This window comes from Virgibacillus phasianinus (assembly GCF_002216775.1).
In the GTDB taxonomy this organism is placed as follows: domain Bacteria; phylum Bacillota; class Bacilli; order Bacillales; family Amphibacillaceae; genus Virgibacillus_F; species Virgibacillus_F phasianinus.
The window spans coordinates 3,300,142-3,318,581 of sequence record NZ_CP022315.1 but is presented as its reverse complement, the minus strand read 5'-3'; the positions used below and the strand labels follow the sequence as shown (position 1 = coordinate 3,318,581).

Sequence of the window (18,440 nt, the reverse complement as noted above, 5' to 3'; positions counted from 1 at the left end):
GCTGATCACTCTAGTAAGAATGGTCAGCTTATTTTTAGACAATTAATTTGTAATAAGCTAATTAGTAATTAACTTTTTACTTTTTACACATCACCATCCACTCATCTATAATAAAAGAAGAAATTTCATCACCAGTAATTGTTACTTGAAAATAGTCGCGAATTCGTTTCGGTGCATTTTTCAAATAAAAAGATACGGCATGCTTTGCTTGGTCATCCATTAATGTACGGTCAGTCCACTCTTTGTATGGTAGTGTTTTCTTTCTAGACTGCTGCTTAAGTATTGTCAATTGATTTTTATCAAATAGTGCCATCCACTCTGTAACAGTGTGTGAACGCACATGACTATAATCCCGCATCTTCTCTACTTTGTTAACAAAATTATCTAATGTTTGTTCCTCAGCAGCAACATTGTCAATCAACATAAACTTACCATCGGGTTTTAAAACACGGCAAACTTCCGCAATAAATTTATCAGGAGTCGGAAAATGGTGTGCAGCTATCCGGCAGGTTACGATGTCAAAGGTATTATTATCGAAAGGCAATTCTTCAGCATCAGCAACAGCGTACTTAATATTAGTGTAGGAATGTAAATATTTAGCAGTATTATTCAGCATTTCTTTAGTTAAGTCGGAAGCAATAATGTTTGCTACGTGCTTAGACAGGTGTTTGGCTACATGACCACCACCGGTTGCAACATCAAGGGCGTTCATGTCTGATTGTGGTTTTAACCAGTCAATCAGTAAAGGTAAATCAGGTCCAGTGGAATGTGTAGAACTTGTTACATATGCATTACTATTCTTAGCAAAAGCTCGTTTAACATTTTCTTTTTCGTTCATCATAATTACCCTCTTTCAATCATAAGGAATCCATTATACGATTATCATATGCATAAACATGCAATAAGTAAAATATTAGTTTATAATCAATAGTAATAATTAATACTTATCAAATGAGAGGTTAGAAAATGAAAATAGATGATTACCTTTTATTAATCAAGTTAAATGATATTGGAACAATTCGCGGCACAGCTAAAGCCTTTTTAATTTCACAGCCTGCGGTCACACAACGTCTTAGATACATTGAAGACTATTTCGGACAGACTATATTTATCCGTACATCTAAAAAGCTACTACTTACGCCAGTTGGAGAAATGATTATCAAACATGCAAACAGTGTGTTGGAACGAGAGAAGGCATTGAAAAGCAGTTTACTAGAATCAAGTAAAACAGTACAAGGAACTTTATCAATTGCTTGTTCTTCCCTGATTAGTCAGCGATATTTACCTGCAATGCTCGGGGAATATACAAGCGAATATCCCAATGTTGAAATTGATCTTGTAACGGGGATTAGTGAAGATATCAAACGCGATCACAAAAATTACCATGTCTGTATCATTCGCGGTGAAAAGTTGAAGGAAAGCACCTGTTCATGCATATTTGAAGATCCGTTATATATCTTTGACACGGAAACTTTCCCCAAAAATAAGTTGAAAGAACGACCATTAATTGCGTTTAAAAGCGATGACAGTATGCATGAATTAGTCGATAACTGGCTTTATCATCACCAACACCACATCAAACCGTTAAAAACAATACGAGTTGATCAAATTGAGACCTGTAAACAATTTATGAAGCAGGGACTAGGTATGGCTGTCTTGCCAAAAAGCGTTTCTGATACCATGATGGATGAATATCCACATGTTGCTTTAACTTTAGATAATCATAGTGTAACGAGAAGTACATGGGTATGTTATCAGGAAGAGGTTCGCAAGCTTCCGCAAGTGGAAAAGTTTCTTCAAACCATTTTAAATAGAACATATATATAATGGTTTAGTAATTTAGACTTGGTGGTATAGTAATGTATAGACAAAGAAAAAGAGGAGTGTTAAAGAAATGGGAAACGTAATATTTACATCAAAAGCGACAGCAAAAAATGGTCGTGATGGTCATGTTAAATCCGATGATGGCTTGATTGATTTAAACTTAGTAAACCCAGCAACAAATAAGGAAGATAAAGGGTCAAACCCAGAGCAATTATTCGCTGCGACCTACGCCTCATGTTTTGACGGGGCATTAAATCTTGTGGCATCCAATCAAAAGAAGGATATCGATTCTGAAACTACAGCGGAAATTAGTTTCTGCAAGGATGAGAAAGATGGCGGCTTTAAGATTGCGGCGACATTAAATGTTTCGATTAAGGGTGTCAACCAAGAAGAAGCGGATAAATTAGTAAATGATGCTCATGAGGTTTGTCCATATTCCAAAGCAACCCGAGGAAATGTTGACGTAACCCTAAATGCAAGAGCTGAATAAAATTTATTATAGAAAAAGGGATGATTCAAATAGGATCATCCCTTTTTCTTTACGAAATATGAATGCATAAAATTTGGCCTTTAGGCTTACGTAACGAGCGGTTCGAAGCAAGGAAAATGTTTGATTAAAACCAGCGAAAACAAACCGGGCGCAGGTTAAACATGCGCCCAGAACTTTTCTACTTTTCTTTTAACTTTTCAACAAGGTTTTTATCTGGTGTAATAAATAGTGTTTTTTGGTTGTCGTAGGTGACAAATCCGGGCTTTGCACCATTCGGTTTTTTTACGTGCCGGATGGTTGTATAGTCGACTGGAACGGAAGACGATTGTTGTGATTTGCTGAAATATGCCGCCAAGTTGGCGGCCTCTAACAACGTATCTTCACTTGGATTTTGATCCTGAATGACGACATGAGATCCCGGGATATCCTTTGTGTGCAGCCAAACATGATCACGATGGGCAATTTTATTTGTAACATACTCGTTTTGTTTATTATTTTTCCCTACTAGGATGGGTGTTCCATCAGATGATTGATAAGAATCTGGTTTAGGTAATCCTTGCTTGTTTTTTTTCTTATGTTTGGTACGTTGTTTTTTTAGATAGCCTTCATCACGCAATTCTTCACGAATTTCTTCTATATCCTCTTCCCGTGCAACATCAATTTGTTGCAGCAGTTGGTCTAAATAACTTATTTCGTTTTTTGTTTTGGTTATTTCATTTTCCACAACTTGTTTCGATGTTTGCAATTTCCGGTAAGTCTTAAATAAGCCCTGGGTGTTCTCGCTGGGTGTTTTATTTGGATTTAGTTCAATTGTACGCTTACGTTGCTCAGGATCATAATAATCGGTAACTGTAATCGACGCATCACCTTTTTTTATACGATGCATATTAGCAGTTAATAATTCACCTTGGTGTTGGAATTTATCCGCATTTCCAGCTTTTTTAATGGTTTGCTGGTGCTTTTTCATTTTTCGTTCGTTTTTGTCTTTTTCATTTTTTATAAAGCGGTACAAATCCTTTGCTTGCTGCTTGACCCGGTCACGTTCTGCTTTTCCAGAGTAAAAAACATCTAACATTTCATTGGTCGTATCGAACGTTTCTTTCTCACCGGAAACAGTTTCAAGCGGTATAACATGGAAGTCTTCCTTGTAGTTTTTGTAAACTGCTGGTATAAAATTAAAACCCTGGACAGTTTCCTGAAGCACCGTATAAACGTTTTTATACGTCTGTTGCGATCCTAGCTTTGCCCGTCCTACCATTTCTCGTGCAACTAACGGTGAGATGCCACTTAGTGATTGAACAATCTGGTTTTCCATTTTCCCCTGATTAAAATCAATTTTTTGAATAAATTCATCAGCATTAGCTTCCAGAATATTAAGTTTATCCTGGTGTGGCGGCAGAATATATGGATGACCGGGCAAGATCGTCCGATGGCGGTTTTGTGCTAGGGAAACATGTTTGAGACTGTCAATAATATGTCCTTTCTCTTCATCAATTAGCATAAGATTACTATGCTTACCCATTAGTTCAATTACTAATGACTTATGGGTCACATCGCCGATTTCATTTCGCGTTTTAAACGAGAATGTTATGATCCGCTCCAGTCCATATTGGTTAATGGATTCAATAACTGCACCTGACAAATATTTGCGGAGAATCATACAAAACATAGGTGCCTCTTTAGGGTTTGTATAAGTATCTTTAGTTATGTGAATTCGAGCATACATAGGATGAATAGAAAACAGCAATGTATGATTTTGGCCATTGCTTCGTATCGTAAAAACAATTTCTGTGTTTGTTGGTTGATAAATTTTGTTTATTTTTCCTGAAATAATTTGTTCATTCCATTCATTAGTCAATGCTCTGGTTACAATTCCATCAAATGGCATTCGATCACCTCATGCTTTAATTATAGCATTTTTCAGGACAAGTCTGCATACATATCGATAATAGAAAGCTAAAATTATCAATGTATTTGATAAGAAATGGGGCTTGAACAGGAGGGGTGTGTTTTGCAGTGGTATCAATTAGACAAAGAAAAACTTGAACAAAAGCTTCACGTTACAACCGAACGAGGACTTTCATCAAAACAAGTGGAAAAAAGACAGAAGCAGCATGGGGCTAATGAATTGGATCCAGGAAAACAAACTGCAAAATGGTTAATTTTCATTAAGCAATTCCAGGATTTTATGGTATTGGTTTTGTTGGCAGCAACTTTAATTGCCGGATTGCTAGGTGAGTATATTGACGCGATAGCAATTATGGTTATCGTTTTTGTAAATGGATTTATTGGGTTCTTTCAAGAACAAAAAGCAGAAAAGTCATTAGCAAAGTTAAAAGAGCTATCAGCACCATTTGCTTATGTGCTAAGAGACAAAAATTGGGAACGGAAACCATCAAGGGATATTGTTGTTGGTGATGTGATAAAAGTAAGCAGCGGTGACAGAATTCCTGCTGATATGAGAATAGTAGATTCGAATAGTATGGAAACAGAGGAATCAACACTGACAGGTGAATCACTCCCTGTAGCCAAACATACGAATTCGCTCAATAAACAGGATCTGGGTCCCCAGGACCAATCCAACATGGCATTTATGGGAACCCTGGTAACGCGAGGATCAGGGACAGGAATAGTAGTGGGAACTGGAATGAACACAGTGATGGGTCAAATCGCATCCTTAATGGTCAAGACAAAGAAAACCATCACCCCTCTTGAACATAAACTAGCGGAACTTGGCAAGATATTAATTATTGTTGCACTCATTTTAACCGCATTAGTCGTTGTTGTTGGTGTCTACCAGGGGCATCCTGTCTATAACATGTTCCTAGCGGGGGTATCGTTAGCGGTAGCTGCCATTCCAGAAGGGCTGCCGGCAATCGTAACTGTGGCATTATCACTGGGTGTACAGCGAATGATTAGAAAGAATGCGATAGTTCGAAAGCTTTCAGCTGTGGAAACACTTGGCTCTGCCTCGGTAATTTGTTCCGATAAAACTGGTACAATGACAGAAAACCAAATGACTGTTAAAGAAGTTTATTTAAATGACACAAGATTGGACGTTACCGGTGATGGGTATGACTTGCTTGGAGACTTTTATTCGAATAATAACAGAGTAGATAACCAATTTCCTAATTTAAAATCAATGCTGCTGTATGGGATGATCTGTAACCATGCATCCATTTTAGTTAAAAAAGGAAAGAATTTTATTAATGGTGATCCTACTGACGGAGCACTGTTAGTTGCTGCAAGAAAATTAGGTCTGAATCAAAGTGATAGTGAACCATACCGCATCATTAAAGAAATACCCTTTGACTCAACAAGAAAGCGCATGAGTATGATTGTGGAGGATGAAAACAAGCGTCAATTTCTTATCACAAAGGGTGCGCCGGACGTCTTACTACCAAGGTCAGCCTTCATTATGTCGACCAATGAAAAGCGCTTAATGAAAACTGCGGATAAAGAGAAAATTAATAATGAAATTAATAAAATGGGTGATAAAGCATTGCGGACAATTGCGATTGCGATTAAACCTATTACGGGTAAACAAAATGATGGCTTGCTGGAAGATGATTTAACTTTCGTTGGTTTATACGGTATGATCGATCCTCCAAGAAAAGAAGTACGAGCAGCAATTGAAGATTGTAAGGAAGCTGGAATTAAAACGGTGATGATTACAGGTGATCATGAGAAAACGGCACGGGCAATTGCTACTGACTTGAACATTTTGCCTGAAGATGGTCTTGTAATGGATGGATATCAATTAAACCAAATGTCATCCAATGAATTAAAAGAAATCATTGATCGTGTGTATGTTTTTGCTCGGGTCACACCAGAGCATAAGTTAAAAATTGTCGATGCTTTTCAGCAAAATGGCCATATTGTAGCAATGACAGGTGATGGGGTAAACGATGCGCCTGCAATAAAAGCAAGTAATATTGGAATCAGTATGGGACGCAGTGGAACGGATGTAGCAAAGGAAGCATCCTCGCTTATTCTAATGGATGATAATTTTGCAACTATCAAGGCTGCAATCAATGAAGGTAGAAATATTTATGAAAATATCCGAAAGTTTATCCGTTATCTATTAGCATCCAATGTTGGTGAGATATTGGTGATGTTGTTTGCCGTGTTATTAGGCCTTCCGTTACCATTAGTCCCAGTGCAAATATTGTGGGTTAACCTTGTTACAGATGGTCTTCCGGCGATGGCTCTAGGTCTGGACCAACCAGAAGCTGATGTAATGAACCGTAAGCCAAGGCCGCCAAAAGAAGGCATTTTTGCTAGGGGATTAGGGTTTAAAATAGTTAGTCGGGGTCTGTTAATTGGCTTGGTTACCTTAATCGGGTTTATGATGACCTACCAAGGAAATCCGGAAAACCTGGTATATGCTCAGACAATAGCATTTACAACTCTTGTTATGGCACAATTAATTCACGTGTTTGATTGCCGCAGTGAACGTTCTGTATTTTCAAGGAATCCGTTCGGAAACAAGTATTTGGTGCTTGCCGTGTTATCGTCAATCGCGATGTTGTTATGTGTTATTTATTTTGCACCATTACAGCCAATTTTCCATACCGTATTCCTTGGAATTCGGGATTGGATCTTCATATTAGCATTAAGCGCAATACCAACCGTATTCTTTGGATTCACTAAAAGATAAAAAAGAAAAGCGGAGGCGACTGATCAGAAGCGGACGCATAAGCAAAGGACCGAAGAACGCAAGGGTTTAAGCGTTCGAAGTGTCCATTGCTTATGACGGCAGCTTCTAGGAGCCGCAGCTAGACAAGAAAAGCGGAGGCGACTGATCAGAAGCGGACGCATAAGCAAGGGACCGAAAAACACCTCTCCAATTCGGAAAAGGTGTTTTTCTTTTTTACGTAAAGAATGTATAATAGATGAAGTTAATAAATCGTTGAGTTTTGTATTCCCTATTGATTATAATATACTTAACAATAAAGCAATTATAAAAATAGAGACATACTTGTTCGAATTGGATAAGGGGGAACTAAGCTTGAGTTTGAAATTAATAAATATTGGATTTGGCAATGTAGTTTCTGCAAATCGAATTATTTCGATTGTATCACCAGAATCTGCACCAATTAAACGGATTATTACCGTTGCAAGGGAAAATAATAAATTAGTTGATGCAACTTATGGAAGACGCACGAGGGCTGTAATAATTACAGACAGTGACCATGTTGTATTGTCTGCTGTGCAACCGGAAACAGTTGGCCAGCGTGTATTAAGTCATGAAGAGGTTTCAGACGAATAATAGGAGGTACTGCTTTGATTGATCAGAAAGGGATATTATTTATTCTTTCCGGTCCGTCTGGAGTTGGAAAAGGGACGGTTCGAAAAGAACTTTTTGACCAGGATACCGATTTGAAATATTCGATATCTATGACAACAAGGGATATGCGGCCAGGTGAAAGAGATGGAATTGATTATTTTTATAAAACAAACGAAGAATTTGAAAGATTAATTAAGCAAAATCAACTGTTAGAATATGCGAAATATGTTAATAATTACTATGGAACGCCACGCGCATATGTAGAAGAAACGTTGGCGGAAGGTCACGATGTTTTTCTTGAAATTGAAGTGCAGGGGGCATTACAGGTTCGGGAAAACTTTCCGGAAGGTGTTTTTATATTTCTGTTCCCACCTAGCTTGGATGAACTTAAAACACGAATTGTAAATCGTGGTACAGAGACACAGGAGCTTGTTTTAAACCGTCTTCGTGAAGCAAGAAAAGAAATTGAAATGATGGATGCCTATGATTATGTGGTCGTTAATGATCGAGTTGAACATGCCGTAGAAAAAGTAAAGTCTATTATTCAAAGTGAACATTGCAAGCGCGAACGAATCGAAAAACAATACAAACAACTATTGGAGGATGAAAACTTATGATGCTTGAACCGTCAATCGATAAGCTGCAGGACAAAATTAATTCAAAATACACACTGGTAACGCTATCTGCAAGGCGTGCAAGACAAATGCTTGATACAAATTCGGTGTTAATTGAAGATCCAAAGTCATATAAGCCTGTAGGTATGGCCTTAGAAGAAGTACTTGCTGACAAATTGTATGTTACAGAGAAGTAAAAATTGGAACCCCTCGCCAGACCGCGAGGGGTTTTGATTATTTCACCTAAGGAAAGTATTAAGATATTAAGATTTAAAGGACTTAAGTATAAAAAAATCTAAGGATTTCGCCATTAGTTCTTGGCGGTAAGCCAAGATTATTTAATATTTAGCAATATGCCTAATATATGGTATAAATGAGAGAAGAAATAGTAATAAAAGGGGCTTGAGAAATGATTGAAAATAAAAATGTTCTATTAGGCGTCTCTGGGGGCATTGCTGCATACAAAGCCTGTGCATTAACTAGTAAGCTAACTCAGGCGGGAGCCAGCGTTCGTGTAATGATGACGCAAAATGCCCAAAAATTTGTTTCTCCACTAACATTTCAGGCTTTATCAAGAAATCCTGTATATACAGATACCTTCGATGAAAAGAATCCCCAGAAAATAGCACACATTGATGTAGCGGACTGGGCTGAAATTGCTATTGTCGCCCCTGCAACTGCCAATACAATAGGAAAGCTGGCAAATGGTATAGCGGACGATATGTTATCGACAACATTATTAGCTACCCAAGCAGATGTTTATATAGCCCCGGCAATGAATGTTCATATGTACGGCAATCCCGCAGTAATTAAAAATATGAAGCAACTAGAGGAATGGAATTATCATTTTATTGAACCCGGTGCAGGATTTTTGGCGTGTGGCTATGTTGGTAAGGGACGACTGGAAGAGCCGGAATCTATTATTGAAACAGTTAGTCTTCATCAAGAACAAACTGGGATAAAGGGCAACCTTGACGGGAAAAAGGTGCTGATTTCCGCTGGACCAACTCAGGAAAAGATTGATCCTGTACGTTTCTTTACAAACCGTTCGACAGGGAAAATGGGCTTTGCACTGGCGGAAGCTGCAGCCGAATTAGGGGCTGATGTGACGTTGGTTGCGGGTCCAGTAAGTCTTGAGACCACCCTTTCCTCAATAAAGCGAATTGACGTCATTACCGCAGAGGAAATGTATCAAGCGATGCATAATCATTTTTCGTTCAACGATATCGTTATAAAAGCGGCTGCTGTTGCCGATTATCGCCCCAAACACACATATGTTGAAAAAATGAAAAAACAGCCAGGAGAATGGAATGTTGAAATGGAAAGAACACAGGATATTTTGCAGACATTGGGAGAAGAAAAAGACCAGCAGTTCTTAGTTGGATTTGCTGCTGAAACTGCCAATCCATTAGAATATGGTCTGAAAAAGCTGGCAAAGAAAAAACTGAACGCAATTATTATTAATAATGTTTCAGCACATGGCGCTGGTTTTGGTGCTGACACAAATATAGCAACGTATGTAAATACATCTGGTCAGCCGGAAGAAATTTCATTGACCTCAAAAAGAGATATGGCATTTCAAGTTTTTGCCAAAATTGACCGTGATATGAAGGATGAAAAATTGTGAGTGTAGCTAAGGTAATCGTGGATGTTCCAGCAAAACAAATTAATCAAACCTTTGATTATTCAATTCCAAGTAAATTAGAACATGTAATTACCCCGGGAATGAGAGTAACGGTGCCTTTTGGTCCCCGAAAAGTTATGGGTTTCGTTTTGCAAATTGTGCCGGAATCATCATTTGCTAAGTTAAAGTCTATCACGGATGTACTTGATTTAACCCCAGTCCTCACTGATGAACTACTGAAATTAGGCCAATGGCTAGCGGAGGAGACAATAAGCCTGTATATTACAGCTTATCAGGTAATGCTACCTCAGGCTTTAAAATCACAATATAAAAAGGAACTCGTACGACTGACTGATGGGGAACTGACACCCGATTTGGAGTCACTCTTCGCTGGACGTGATGTTGTTACGTATGAAGAATTTACACAATCTATGATTCCATATCATCAGCTTTTAAAAGCGATTCATCGTGGAGATATTCAAGTAGATTATTTGGTGAAATCCAGAATCACAAAAAAAACTGAAACGATGATTAAGCCGGCAATTGCTAATCATTTGCTCGAAGAAGCCTATCTCGATATGCCAAAGCAAGCAAAAAAACAGCGGGAATTACTGACTTATTTTATTCAAAACCCTGAAGCAATTAAAAAGAAACAATTGATGTCTAAAGTAAATACAAGTGCATCCACTGTTAAAACATTATTGCAGAAGGGTCTATTGACCTCTAATAAATTAGAAGTGTACCGAAATCCATATAATGATAACGCGATTCAGCGTACTGCATCATTACCGTTAACTATCCAGCAGGAGCAGGCTATTATACCAATTAAGCAAGCAATTGCTGAAAAGATCCATGATGTATTTTTACTGCATGGTGTTACAGGCAGCGGAAAAACGGAAATTTATCTTCAGGCTATTGAAGATGTGATTAAAGAGGGGAAAGAAGCGATTGTACTTGTTCCAGAAATATCGCTTACGCCACAAATGGTTCATCGGTTTAAAGGCAGATTTGGCAGCGATGTAGCTGTTATGCACAGTGCATTATCCAGCGGGGAAAAATATGATGAATGGCGTAAGATTTACCGGAAAGAGGTTAAGGTGGTAGTTGGGGCAAGATCGGCGATATTTGCTCCATTCGAAAATCTTGGGATTATTATTATTGACGAGGAACATGAAACAAGTTACAAGCAGGAGGATCAACCAAGATACCATGCACGAGATGTAGCGATTGAAAGAGGCAAAAATCATCAATGTCCAGTAATCTTAGGAAGTGCCACTCCGACACTTGAAAGTTACGCCAGGGCCAATAAAGATGTTTACAAATTGGCGACATTAAGTAAGCGGACAAATGAAAAGGATATGCCGGAAGTCGAAATTGTGGATATGCGAAATGAGCTGCATCAGGGTAACAGAACCATGTTTTCCAGGAAATTAAAAGAAAAGATAGAAGCATGCCTGCAAAAGAAAGAACAGGTAGTGCTGATGTTAAACAGACGTGGTTATTCAACATTTGTAATGTGCCGGGATTGTGGCCACGTGAAGGAGTGTCCTCATTGTGATATTGCACTCACTTATCATAAAAATTCTAATCGGCTGAAGTGCCATTATTGTTCTTATGAAGAGCCTATGCCAACGGTATGTCCTGAATGTTCCAGTGATTTGATCCGCTATTTTGGAACAGGTACACAACGGGTAGAAGAGGCATTAACACAGTTAATTCCGGAAGCAAGTATTATTCGTATGGATGTTGATACAACAAGAAGAAAAGGTGCCCACGAAAAACTGTTAAATAAATTTGGAAGAGGGGAAGCAGATATACTATTAGGGACACAAATGATTGCCAAGGGGTTAGACTTTGAGAATGTAACGTTGGTTGGTGTATTAACTGCGGATTCTATGTTGCATTTACCCGACTTTCGTTCATCAGAAAAAACCTTCCAGTTGCTAACCCAGGTTAGTGGACGAGCAGGCCGACATGAACTACCTGGAGAGGTAATTGTACAAACATACACGCCAGATCATTATAGTATCGAGCTTGCAAGTACGTACAATTTCACTGATTTTTATTTAAAGGAAATGGCAATGCGGAAAACATTCCACTACCCGCCATACGTTTTTCTTGCATTGATCACTGTTTCCCATCCTAATCAGGTGAAGGTAGTACAAACAACCCAAAAAATTGTTCAGTCTTTATTAGCTTCAGTAAAGGAAGATACCATTATTTTAGGACCGACACCATCACCTATGGCACGAATCAAAGATAGGTATCGTTACCAGTGTATGGTAAAATACAAAAATGAACCCAATTTACGCAACATAATACGAAATATTGTAAATCAATTTGATGATGATATACAAAAGGATGACTTATTAATAGCGGTGGATATGCAACCATATCAAATGATGTAGCTAACGAATAGATCACCAGGTATTTTAGATTAGAGAGAAAGTAGGTTACCAGTATGAAAAAAATTGTATTTATGGGAACACCCGACTTTTCTGTGCCGATTTTACGCTCTCTTGTTGAGGATGGCTATAATATCGCATTAGTCGTTACACAACCAGACCGTCCTAAAGGAAGAAAAAAAATTATGACGCCTCCACCAGTTAAGTTGGAAGCAATCAACCATAACATTCCGGTTTTTCAACCGGAAAAATTGGCAGATAACTACCAGGAAATTATAGATTTACAGCCAGATATAATCGTAACAGCCGCCTATGGTCAACTGTTGCCTAAACCGTTATTAACAAAACCAGAATTCGGTTGTATAAATGTGCACGCTTCCTTATTGCCTGAACTGCGCGGCGGGGCGCCAATCCACCATGCGATTTTGCAAGGTAAAACAGATACGGGAATAACGATTATGTATATGGTGGAAAAACTTGATGCAGGAGATATTTTAACACAAGAAAAAGTTGCAATAACAGACAATGATAATGTTGGAACAATGCACGATAAACTAGCAAAAACGGGGGCGGATTTACTTCTTAATACATTGCCAAGGCTGTTCAGAAATGAAATCATCCCTGTTCAGCAGGATCATGAGAAATCTACCTTTGCAAGCAACATAAAACGAGAACAGGAGATTATAAATTGGAATCGAAGCAACAAAGAAATCTACAACCAAATACGGGGACTTTATCCATGGCCAGTTGCTTTCACATTCTACCAAGGCAAACCAATGAAAATCTGGTCGGCAGAATTGGATAATAATGAATATAACGGAGTTCCTGGTGAAATAGTAGATAGTATAAATAAAGAGTCCCTAGTAGTTGTATGTGGAAATAAACAGGCAGTGAAACTGACAGAAATACAAGTGGCCGGAAAAAAAAGGATGACGGTGAAGGCTTTTCTGCTAGGCTCACCAGATCGATTACAAGTTGGAACAAAATTGGGTGGTACACTTGACTAGTATATTGCGAGAGACGGTTCTGGACTTATTGCTACGCATCGACAGCGACAGTGGGTTCAGTCATCTGCTAATTGATCATGAAATTAAATCACATCGGATTCCGGAACGTGATGCTGGATTGTTGACGGAAATGGTTTATGGTACCTTGCAACGAAAACTGACGTTAGACTACTATCTTGAACCATACCTTAGTACAGGTAAAAAAATAAAGCCATGGGTTAGAATGTTACTTCGAATGTCTGTCTATCAAATGGCTTATCTAGATAAAGTGCCTGACCATGCCATTATTCACGAAGCTGTAGAAATCGCTAAGCAAAGAGGCCATAGAGGAATTGCAGCATTAGTTAATGGGGTATTACGAAATATTCAGCGCAAGGGGCTAACAGAAACTTCCAACATTCACGAGATGTCAAAAAGGATATCCATTGAAACCAGTCACCCAGAATGGCTTGTGAATCGTTGGATTGATATGTATGGTATAGAAACAACAAAGCAAATGTGTGAGGCTAATCTAACTCGAAAGGGAACCTCTGTACGTGTTCAGCCAATGAAAATTAGCAGAGATGGGGCAATAAGCAGATTGCAAGAACAAGGTTTTGATGTTCAGGAATCTGCATTCTCAGCACAAGGAATAGTAATAACCAAAGGGAATATTTTAAAGACTGATCTATTTAAAGAGGGATATGTTACTGTTCAGGATCAGAGTTCCATGCTTGTCGGTGAAATACTTGACCTTAAAAGTAATATGACGGTACTTGATGCATGCAGTGCTCCTGGTGGAAAAGTGACGCATATTGCTGAAAAAATGAATGATACAGGGAAAATTTATGCTTATGATTTACATGTGAAAAAAGCAAAGTCAATTATGGATAAGGCTAAAAACCTGGACTTAACGATTATTGACGCAAAGCAAAACGATGCACGTAAATTACAGGATGTACATAAAGAAGGAAGCTTTGATCGCATTTTAATTGATGCCCCATGTTCAGGTCTAGGTGTCATACGGGGCAAGCCAGAAATTAAGTATAATAAACAAGCAACGGATATTAAGAAGTTAGCACAAATTCAATTTGATATTCTCCATGAAGTTGCACCATTATTAAAGCAAAATGGCCGGTTAATGTATACAACGTGTACGGTTGATAAAGAGGAGAATAATCGGGTCGTAACAAGGTTCTTGGCTAGTCATCCGGAGTATACAGTAGATCAGGCGTTTTTTGAGGAATTACCTGATTTTCTTGCAGATAGTGAAGGTATCTCAGATGAAGGGTTACAATTATTTCCATATACATTTCAGACGGACGGTTTTTTTCTTACCCGATTCATTAAAAAATAATAGTAGTTCCACTATTAATAGGATTCATGTAATAATAGAAACGGAAGTTGTTTCGGATTTTCTTACTAGAAGATAGGAAAGTATGGCAAAATGCTTTTCTAAAGGGGTGAAAGAATGAAAGGGCAATTTATAACCGATAAAGGTCGTGTTAGAAATCACAACGAAGATGCCGGTGGATTATTTTTAAATCAAGCCAATCAATATCTGTCAGTGATTGCAGATGGGATGGGAGGGCATCAGGCAGGCGATGTAGCAAGTCAAATGGCAACTTCAATCATTGAAAAAGAATGGCCTGAATGTCATGAAATAAACAATCCCGAGGATGCGGAAGCATGGCTAAAAAAAATAATACACCAAGTAAACGTAGAAATTTACAAGAAATCCATTAGTCAAAAGGAATGCCAAGGAATGGGAACGACCATTGTAATAACTATATGCACAGAAGACTTTATTACTGTGGCACATATTGGTGACAGTAGATGTTATTTGAGCAATGAGGATGGTTTCAGTCAAGTTACAGACGACCATTCGTTGGTAAACGAACTTGTTAGATCTGGACAGATAACACATGAAGACGCCGAACATCACCCCAGAAAAAATGTATTATTAAAGGCTTTAGGAACTGAAGAAGTTATTTACCCGGATATTCGAACCATTTCCTGGGAACAAGGAAACATGATTTTACTTTGTTCAGATGGTTTATCGAATAAAGTTCCGGATAATGAATTAAAAGAAATGTTGGAAAATGATGAAAGTCTCGACTCCAAAGCTAAAGGGTTAATCATGTTAGCAAATGAACGTGGGGGCGAAGATAATATTTCGCTTGTGATTGTACATCATGAATTACAAACGAGAGTAGGTGAACCTTCGTGTTAAATGGTCGCCTTTTAAATGAGCGCTACAAGATTAAAAATACAATTGGCGGCGGAGGAATGGCCAATGTATATTTAGCAAGAGATATCATTTTAGAACGTGATGTAGCGCTAAAGGTCCTCAGGCTGGAATATGCGAATGATGATGAATTTATCGCTCGTTTTGATCGGGAAGCTCAATCAGCGACAAGCTTATCCCACCCGAACATTGTTAACATTTTTGATGTGGGTGAAGAGGACCATATACTGTATATGGTCATGGAATATGTGGATGGGATGACATTAAAAGAATATATTCAAAAATATGGACCGATTAATGTCGATGAAGCTTTAGACATTATGAAACAAATTAGTTCGGCAATTGGTCATGCCCATGCAAATAATATTGTACATAGGGACATCAAACCCCAAAATATTTTAATAGATTCGTACGGACAGGTAAAGGTAACTGATTTTGGTATAGCAGTTGCTTTAAGTGCTACCGCATTAACACAAACAAATTCAATCCTCGGTTCTGTTCATTATTTGTCGCCCGAACAGGCTCGTGGTGGAATGGCTACCAAAAAATCAGATATTTATTCGCTTGGAATTGTATTATTCGAATTGTTGACAGCCCGACTGCCTTTTTCCGGACAATCGCCTGTTTCTATTGCATTGAAACATCTTCAAACGGATACTCCTTCTGTTAGAAGGTTTAATCAGGATGTTCCGCAAAGTGTTGAAAATATTGTATTAAAGGCCACGTCCAAGGATCCTTTTAATCGTTATGAAACGGTGTATGATATGGAAGATGCACTATCAACTGCGTTAGATCCAGATAAATTAAATGAAGCCAAGTTTGTTCCGCCCATGGGGGTGGGGGAGGAGACGAAGGCAATACCGATTATTACCGATAATCAGATCCATGATAACAACCAAAACACGATTGTTCATCAAACGAATGGTGCGACCAAGTCTTATGCAGGAGACAATAACGGGGAACCAACTGAAAAGAAAAAGCCGAAAAAGAAGAAGAAAAAAGATAAAAAGAAAAATAAAAAGAATGGTAAAAAGAAAAAAGTATTATGGATTACCATTATTTTGTTTATATTATTAGCTTCCGGCGTTGCAGCATTATTCATTGTGCCAAAGCTTCTGCAACCTGGTGACGTGGTGATTCCAGACGTTAAAGGGATGGAATACGAAAAGGCAGTAGACAAACTACAAAAATTAAATCTGAAAACGGACCGGGAAAAGGCTTTTTCAGATGATGTGGAAAAGGGCTATGTAATAAGTACCGATCCATCGACCGATAGTGAGGTAAAAGAAGAGTCAACAGTTACTCTAGTTGTCAGTGAGGGCAAAGAAACCGTAGCTTTTGATGATTATGTGGGTAGGGATTACAGTCAGATTAAAAAGCTTTTAGAGGATAAGGGGTTTGATGTAAAGGCATATGAAAAGACATCCGAGGCAACACCTGGGGAAATTGTATCACAAATCCAGCCATCCCCCGATTCTGAGGTAGTACCGAGTGAAACAACCGTAATTTTTGAAATCAGCAGTGGGCCTGAACTAATTACATTAAACAACCTGCAAGGCATGACACAGGATGAGGCAGTTGGGTATCTTGAGGAACAGGGTCTTGTTGCGAACATAATTGAGGAGTATTCGGAAAGTACTACGGAAGGGGAAGTAACACGACAGGAACCCGAATCAGGTGCAGAACTTGAAGAGGGAGAAACAGTAAATGTTTATGTTTCAAAAGGACCAGAGGAAAAACCGCCTGTCTCCCACACAGTGACATTTACTGTACCATACAATCCTGATTTGCCACCAGATGAGGGTAACAAGGGGCCGGATGATTCTAAAAAGGATAAGAAAGATAAAAAAAATAAACAAGAAAATCAAGATAATCCTGTTGAACAAAATGTAAAAATTTATATAAAAGATGTAGATCATTCGATTTCAGAGGTTTATAAAGAAGAAACAATCACTGAAGATAAGGAATATACCATTACATTAACTATTGCACCAAATCAAACTGCCGAGTATAAAGTACTGCGCGATGGTGATATAGTAATAAATAAAACAGTCCCGTATGAAGAAGGTGAATAAATGACTGAAGGCAGAATTATTAAGGCATTAAGCGGGTTCTACTATGTTCAAGCAGATGAGGGTGTATACCAATGCAGGGGAAGAGGTTTATTTCGGAATAAGAAAATCACCCCGCTTGTCGGAGACTTTGTTGAATTTGATAAAAGAGATGACATGGAAGGATATCTGATTGACATAAAGCCGAGGAGCAACGAATTAGTTCGGCCTCCCATTTCGAATGTGGACCGTGCATTTATAATAAGTTCTGCGGTAGAGCCATCGTTCAGCACGTTGCTGTTAGATCGGTTTTTAGTGCTAATCGAATCGAAGGATATTGAACCGATTGTTATTATCTCAAAAATGGACGTTTTAGCTAAGGAGGAAAGGGAAAGAATCGACGGTCTGGCTAAAACATATCGTAACATCGGCTACAAGGTTGAACAGGTATCATCTAAAGAGCCATTTGAAATTCAAGGAATAGAAGCATATTTTCATGATGGTGTATCTGTTATTGCAGGGCAATCGGGAGTTGGAAAGTCATCCCTTTTAAATGCGCTTAAACCAGAATTGCAAATAAAAACGAACGATATTTCAAAAAGTCTTGGACGTGGAAAGCATACAACCCGACATGTTGAGCTAGTTCAATTATTCGGTGGTTTAGTTGCGGATACCCCTGGGTTTAGTGCACTGGAATTCAATGAAATTGATTTAGAGGATTTGGGAGAATACTTTCCGGAAATAAGAGAACGAAAAAGCAATTGTAAATTCCGTGGCTGTATGCATCGAAAAGAGCCAAAATGTGCTGTGAAAGAAGCTGTTGATCATGGCGAAATTTCACAGTTTCGCTACAATCACTATTTAGCCTTTCACGAGGAAATTCAATCAAGAAAGCCGAGGTATTAAAA

General features: G+C 38.4%; 15 protein-coding genes. 13 read left to right on the top strand and 2 right to left on the bottom strand.

The window, feature by feature from the left end; all coding sequences use genetic code 11:
* Positions 1-76: 76 nt before the first annotated feature.
* The gene (locus CFK37_RS16030) at positions 77-841 is read right to left on the bottom strand and encodes a class I SAM-dependent methyltransferase (RefSeq protein WP_245837231.1); all 765 of its coding nucleotides are present in this window, start codon (positions 839-841) and stop codon (positions 77-79) included.
* A gap of 125 nt (positions 842-966) precedes the next feature.
* On the opposite strand from CFK37_RS16030, the gene CFK37_RS16025 reads away from it, so the two are divergent.
* Together CFK37_RS16025 and CFK37_RS16020 are read left to right on the top strand one after the other, a co-directional pair.
* Positions 967-1,827 carry a LysR family transcriptional regulator gene (locus tag CFK37_RS16025; protein WP_089062815.1) on the top strand — a complete coding sequence of 287 codons (861 nt, stop codon included), beginning with the start codon at positions 967-969 and terminating at the stop codon, positions 1,825-1,827.
* 67 nt (positions 1,828-1,894) lie between these two features.
* Positions 1,895-2,314 (top strand): organic hydroperoxide resistance protein, encoded by a 420-nt coding sequence (locus CFK37_RS16020; RefSeq protein WP_089062814.1) that lies wholly within the window; start codon positions 1,895-1,897, stop codon positions 2,312-2,314.
* A gap of 178 nt (positions 2,315-2,492) precedes the next feature.
* Here CFK37_RS16020 and CFK37_RS16015 read toward each other — a convergent pair whose 3' ends face one another.
* On the bottom strand, positions 2,493-4,202 hold the full coding sequence (locus tag CFK37_RS16015; RefSeq protein WP_089062813.1) for an Rqc2 family fibronectin-binding protein: 1,710 nt from the start codon (positions 4,200-4,202) through the stop codon (positions 2,493-2,495).
* A gap of 123 nt (positions 4,203-4,325) precedes the next feature.
* Here CFK37_RS16015 and CFK37_RS16010 point away from each other — a divergent pair, with 123 nt between their 5' ends.
* The 11 genes from CFK37_RS16010 to rsgA all read left to right on the top strand — a co-directional run bounded on the left by CFK37_RS16010 (position 4,326) and on the right by rsgA (position 18,438).
* A complete protein-coding gene (locus CFK37_RS16010; RefSeq protein WP_089062812.1) occupies positions 4,326-6,974 on the top strand; it encodes a calcium-translocating P-type ATPase, SERCA-type in 2,649 nt (882 codons plus the stop codon).
* A gap of 351 nt (positions 6,975-7,325) precedes the next feature.
* The gene (remA, locus tag CFK37_RS16005; protein ID WP_089062811.1) at positions 7,326-7,586 is read left to right on the top strand and encodes an extracellular matrix/biofilm regulator RemA; all 261 of its coding nucleotides are present in this window, start codon (positions 7,326-7,328) and stop codon (positions 7,584-7,586) included.
* 14 nt (positions 7,587-7,600) lie between these two features.
* A complete protein-coding gene (gene gmk, locus CFK37_RS16000; RefSeq protein ID WP_089062810.1) occupies positions 7,601-8,221 on the top strand; it encodes a guanylate kinase in 621 nt (206 codons plus the stop codon).
* On the top strand, positions 8,218-8,415 hold the full coding sequence (rpoZ, locus tag CFK37_RS15995; protein WP_089062809.1) for a DNA-directed RNA polymerase subunit omega: 198 nt from the start codon (positions 8,218-8,220) through the stop codon (positions 8,413-8,415). The genes gmk and rpoZ overlap by 4 nt, the downstream gene beginning before the upstream one ends.
* A gap of 212 nt (positions 8,416-8,627) precedes the next feature.
* A complete protein-coding gene (gene coaBC, locus CFK37_RS15990; protein ID WP_089062808.1) occupies positions 8,628-9,845 on the top strand; it encodes a bifunctional phosphopantothenoylcysteine decarboxylase/phosphopantothenate--cysteine ligase CoaBC in 1,218 nt (405 codons plus the stop codon).
* Positions 9,842-12,250, top strand: coding sequence for a primosomal protein N' (priA, locus tag CFK37_RS15985; RefSeq protein WP_089062807.1), 2,409 nt, complete (start codon positions 9,842-9,844; stop codon positions 12,248-12,250). Before coaBC ends, priA begins: the two co-directional genes overlap by 4 nt.
* Before the next feature lie 53 nt (positions 12,251-12,303).
* On the top strand, positions 12,304-13,254 hold the full coding sequence (fmt, locus tag CFK37_RS15980) for a methionyl-tRNA formyltransferase (protein WP_089062806.1): 951 nt from the start codon (positions 12,304-12,306) through the stop codon (positions 13,252-13,254).
* Positions 13,247-14,590, top strand: a complete 1,344-nt coding sequence (gene rsmB / locus CFK37_RS15975; protein ID WP_089062805.1) for a 16S rRNA (cytosine(967)-C(5))-methyltransferase RsmB — start codon at positions 13,247-13,249, stop codon at positions 14,588-14,590. The genes fmt and rsmB overlap by 8 nt, the downstream gene beginning before the upstream one ends.
* A 114-nt stretch (positions 14,591-14,704) precedes the next feature.
* A complete protein-coding gene (locus CFK37_RS15970; RefSeq protein ID WP_089062804.1) occupies positions 14,705-15,466 on the top strand; it encodes a Stp1/IreP family PP2C-type Ser/Thr phosphatase in 762 nt (253 codons plus the stop codon).
* On the top strand, positions 15,460-17,556 hold the full coding sequence (pknB, locus tag CFK37_RS15965; protein WP_089062803.1) for a Stk1 family PASTA domain-containing Ser/Thr kinase: 2,097 nt from the start codon (positions 15,460-15,462) through the stop codon (positions 17,554-17,556). The genes CFK37_RS15970 and pknB overlap by 7 nt, the downstream gene beginning before the upstream one ends.
* Positions 17,557-18,438 carry a ribosome small subunit-dependent GTPase A gene (gene rsgA / locus CFK37_RS15960; RefSeq protein ID WP_089062802.1) on the top strand — a complete coding sequence of 294 codons (882 nt, stop codon included), beginning with the start codon at positions 17,557-17,559 and terminating at the stop codon, positions 18,436-18,438.
* The last annotated feature ends 2 nt before the right edge of the window (positions 18,439-18,440 follow it).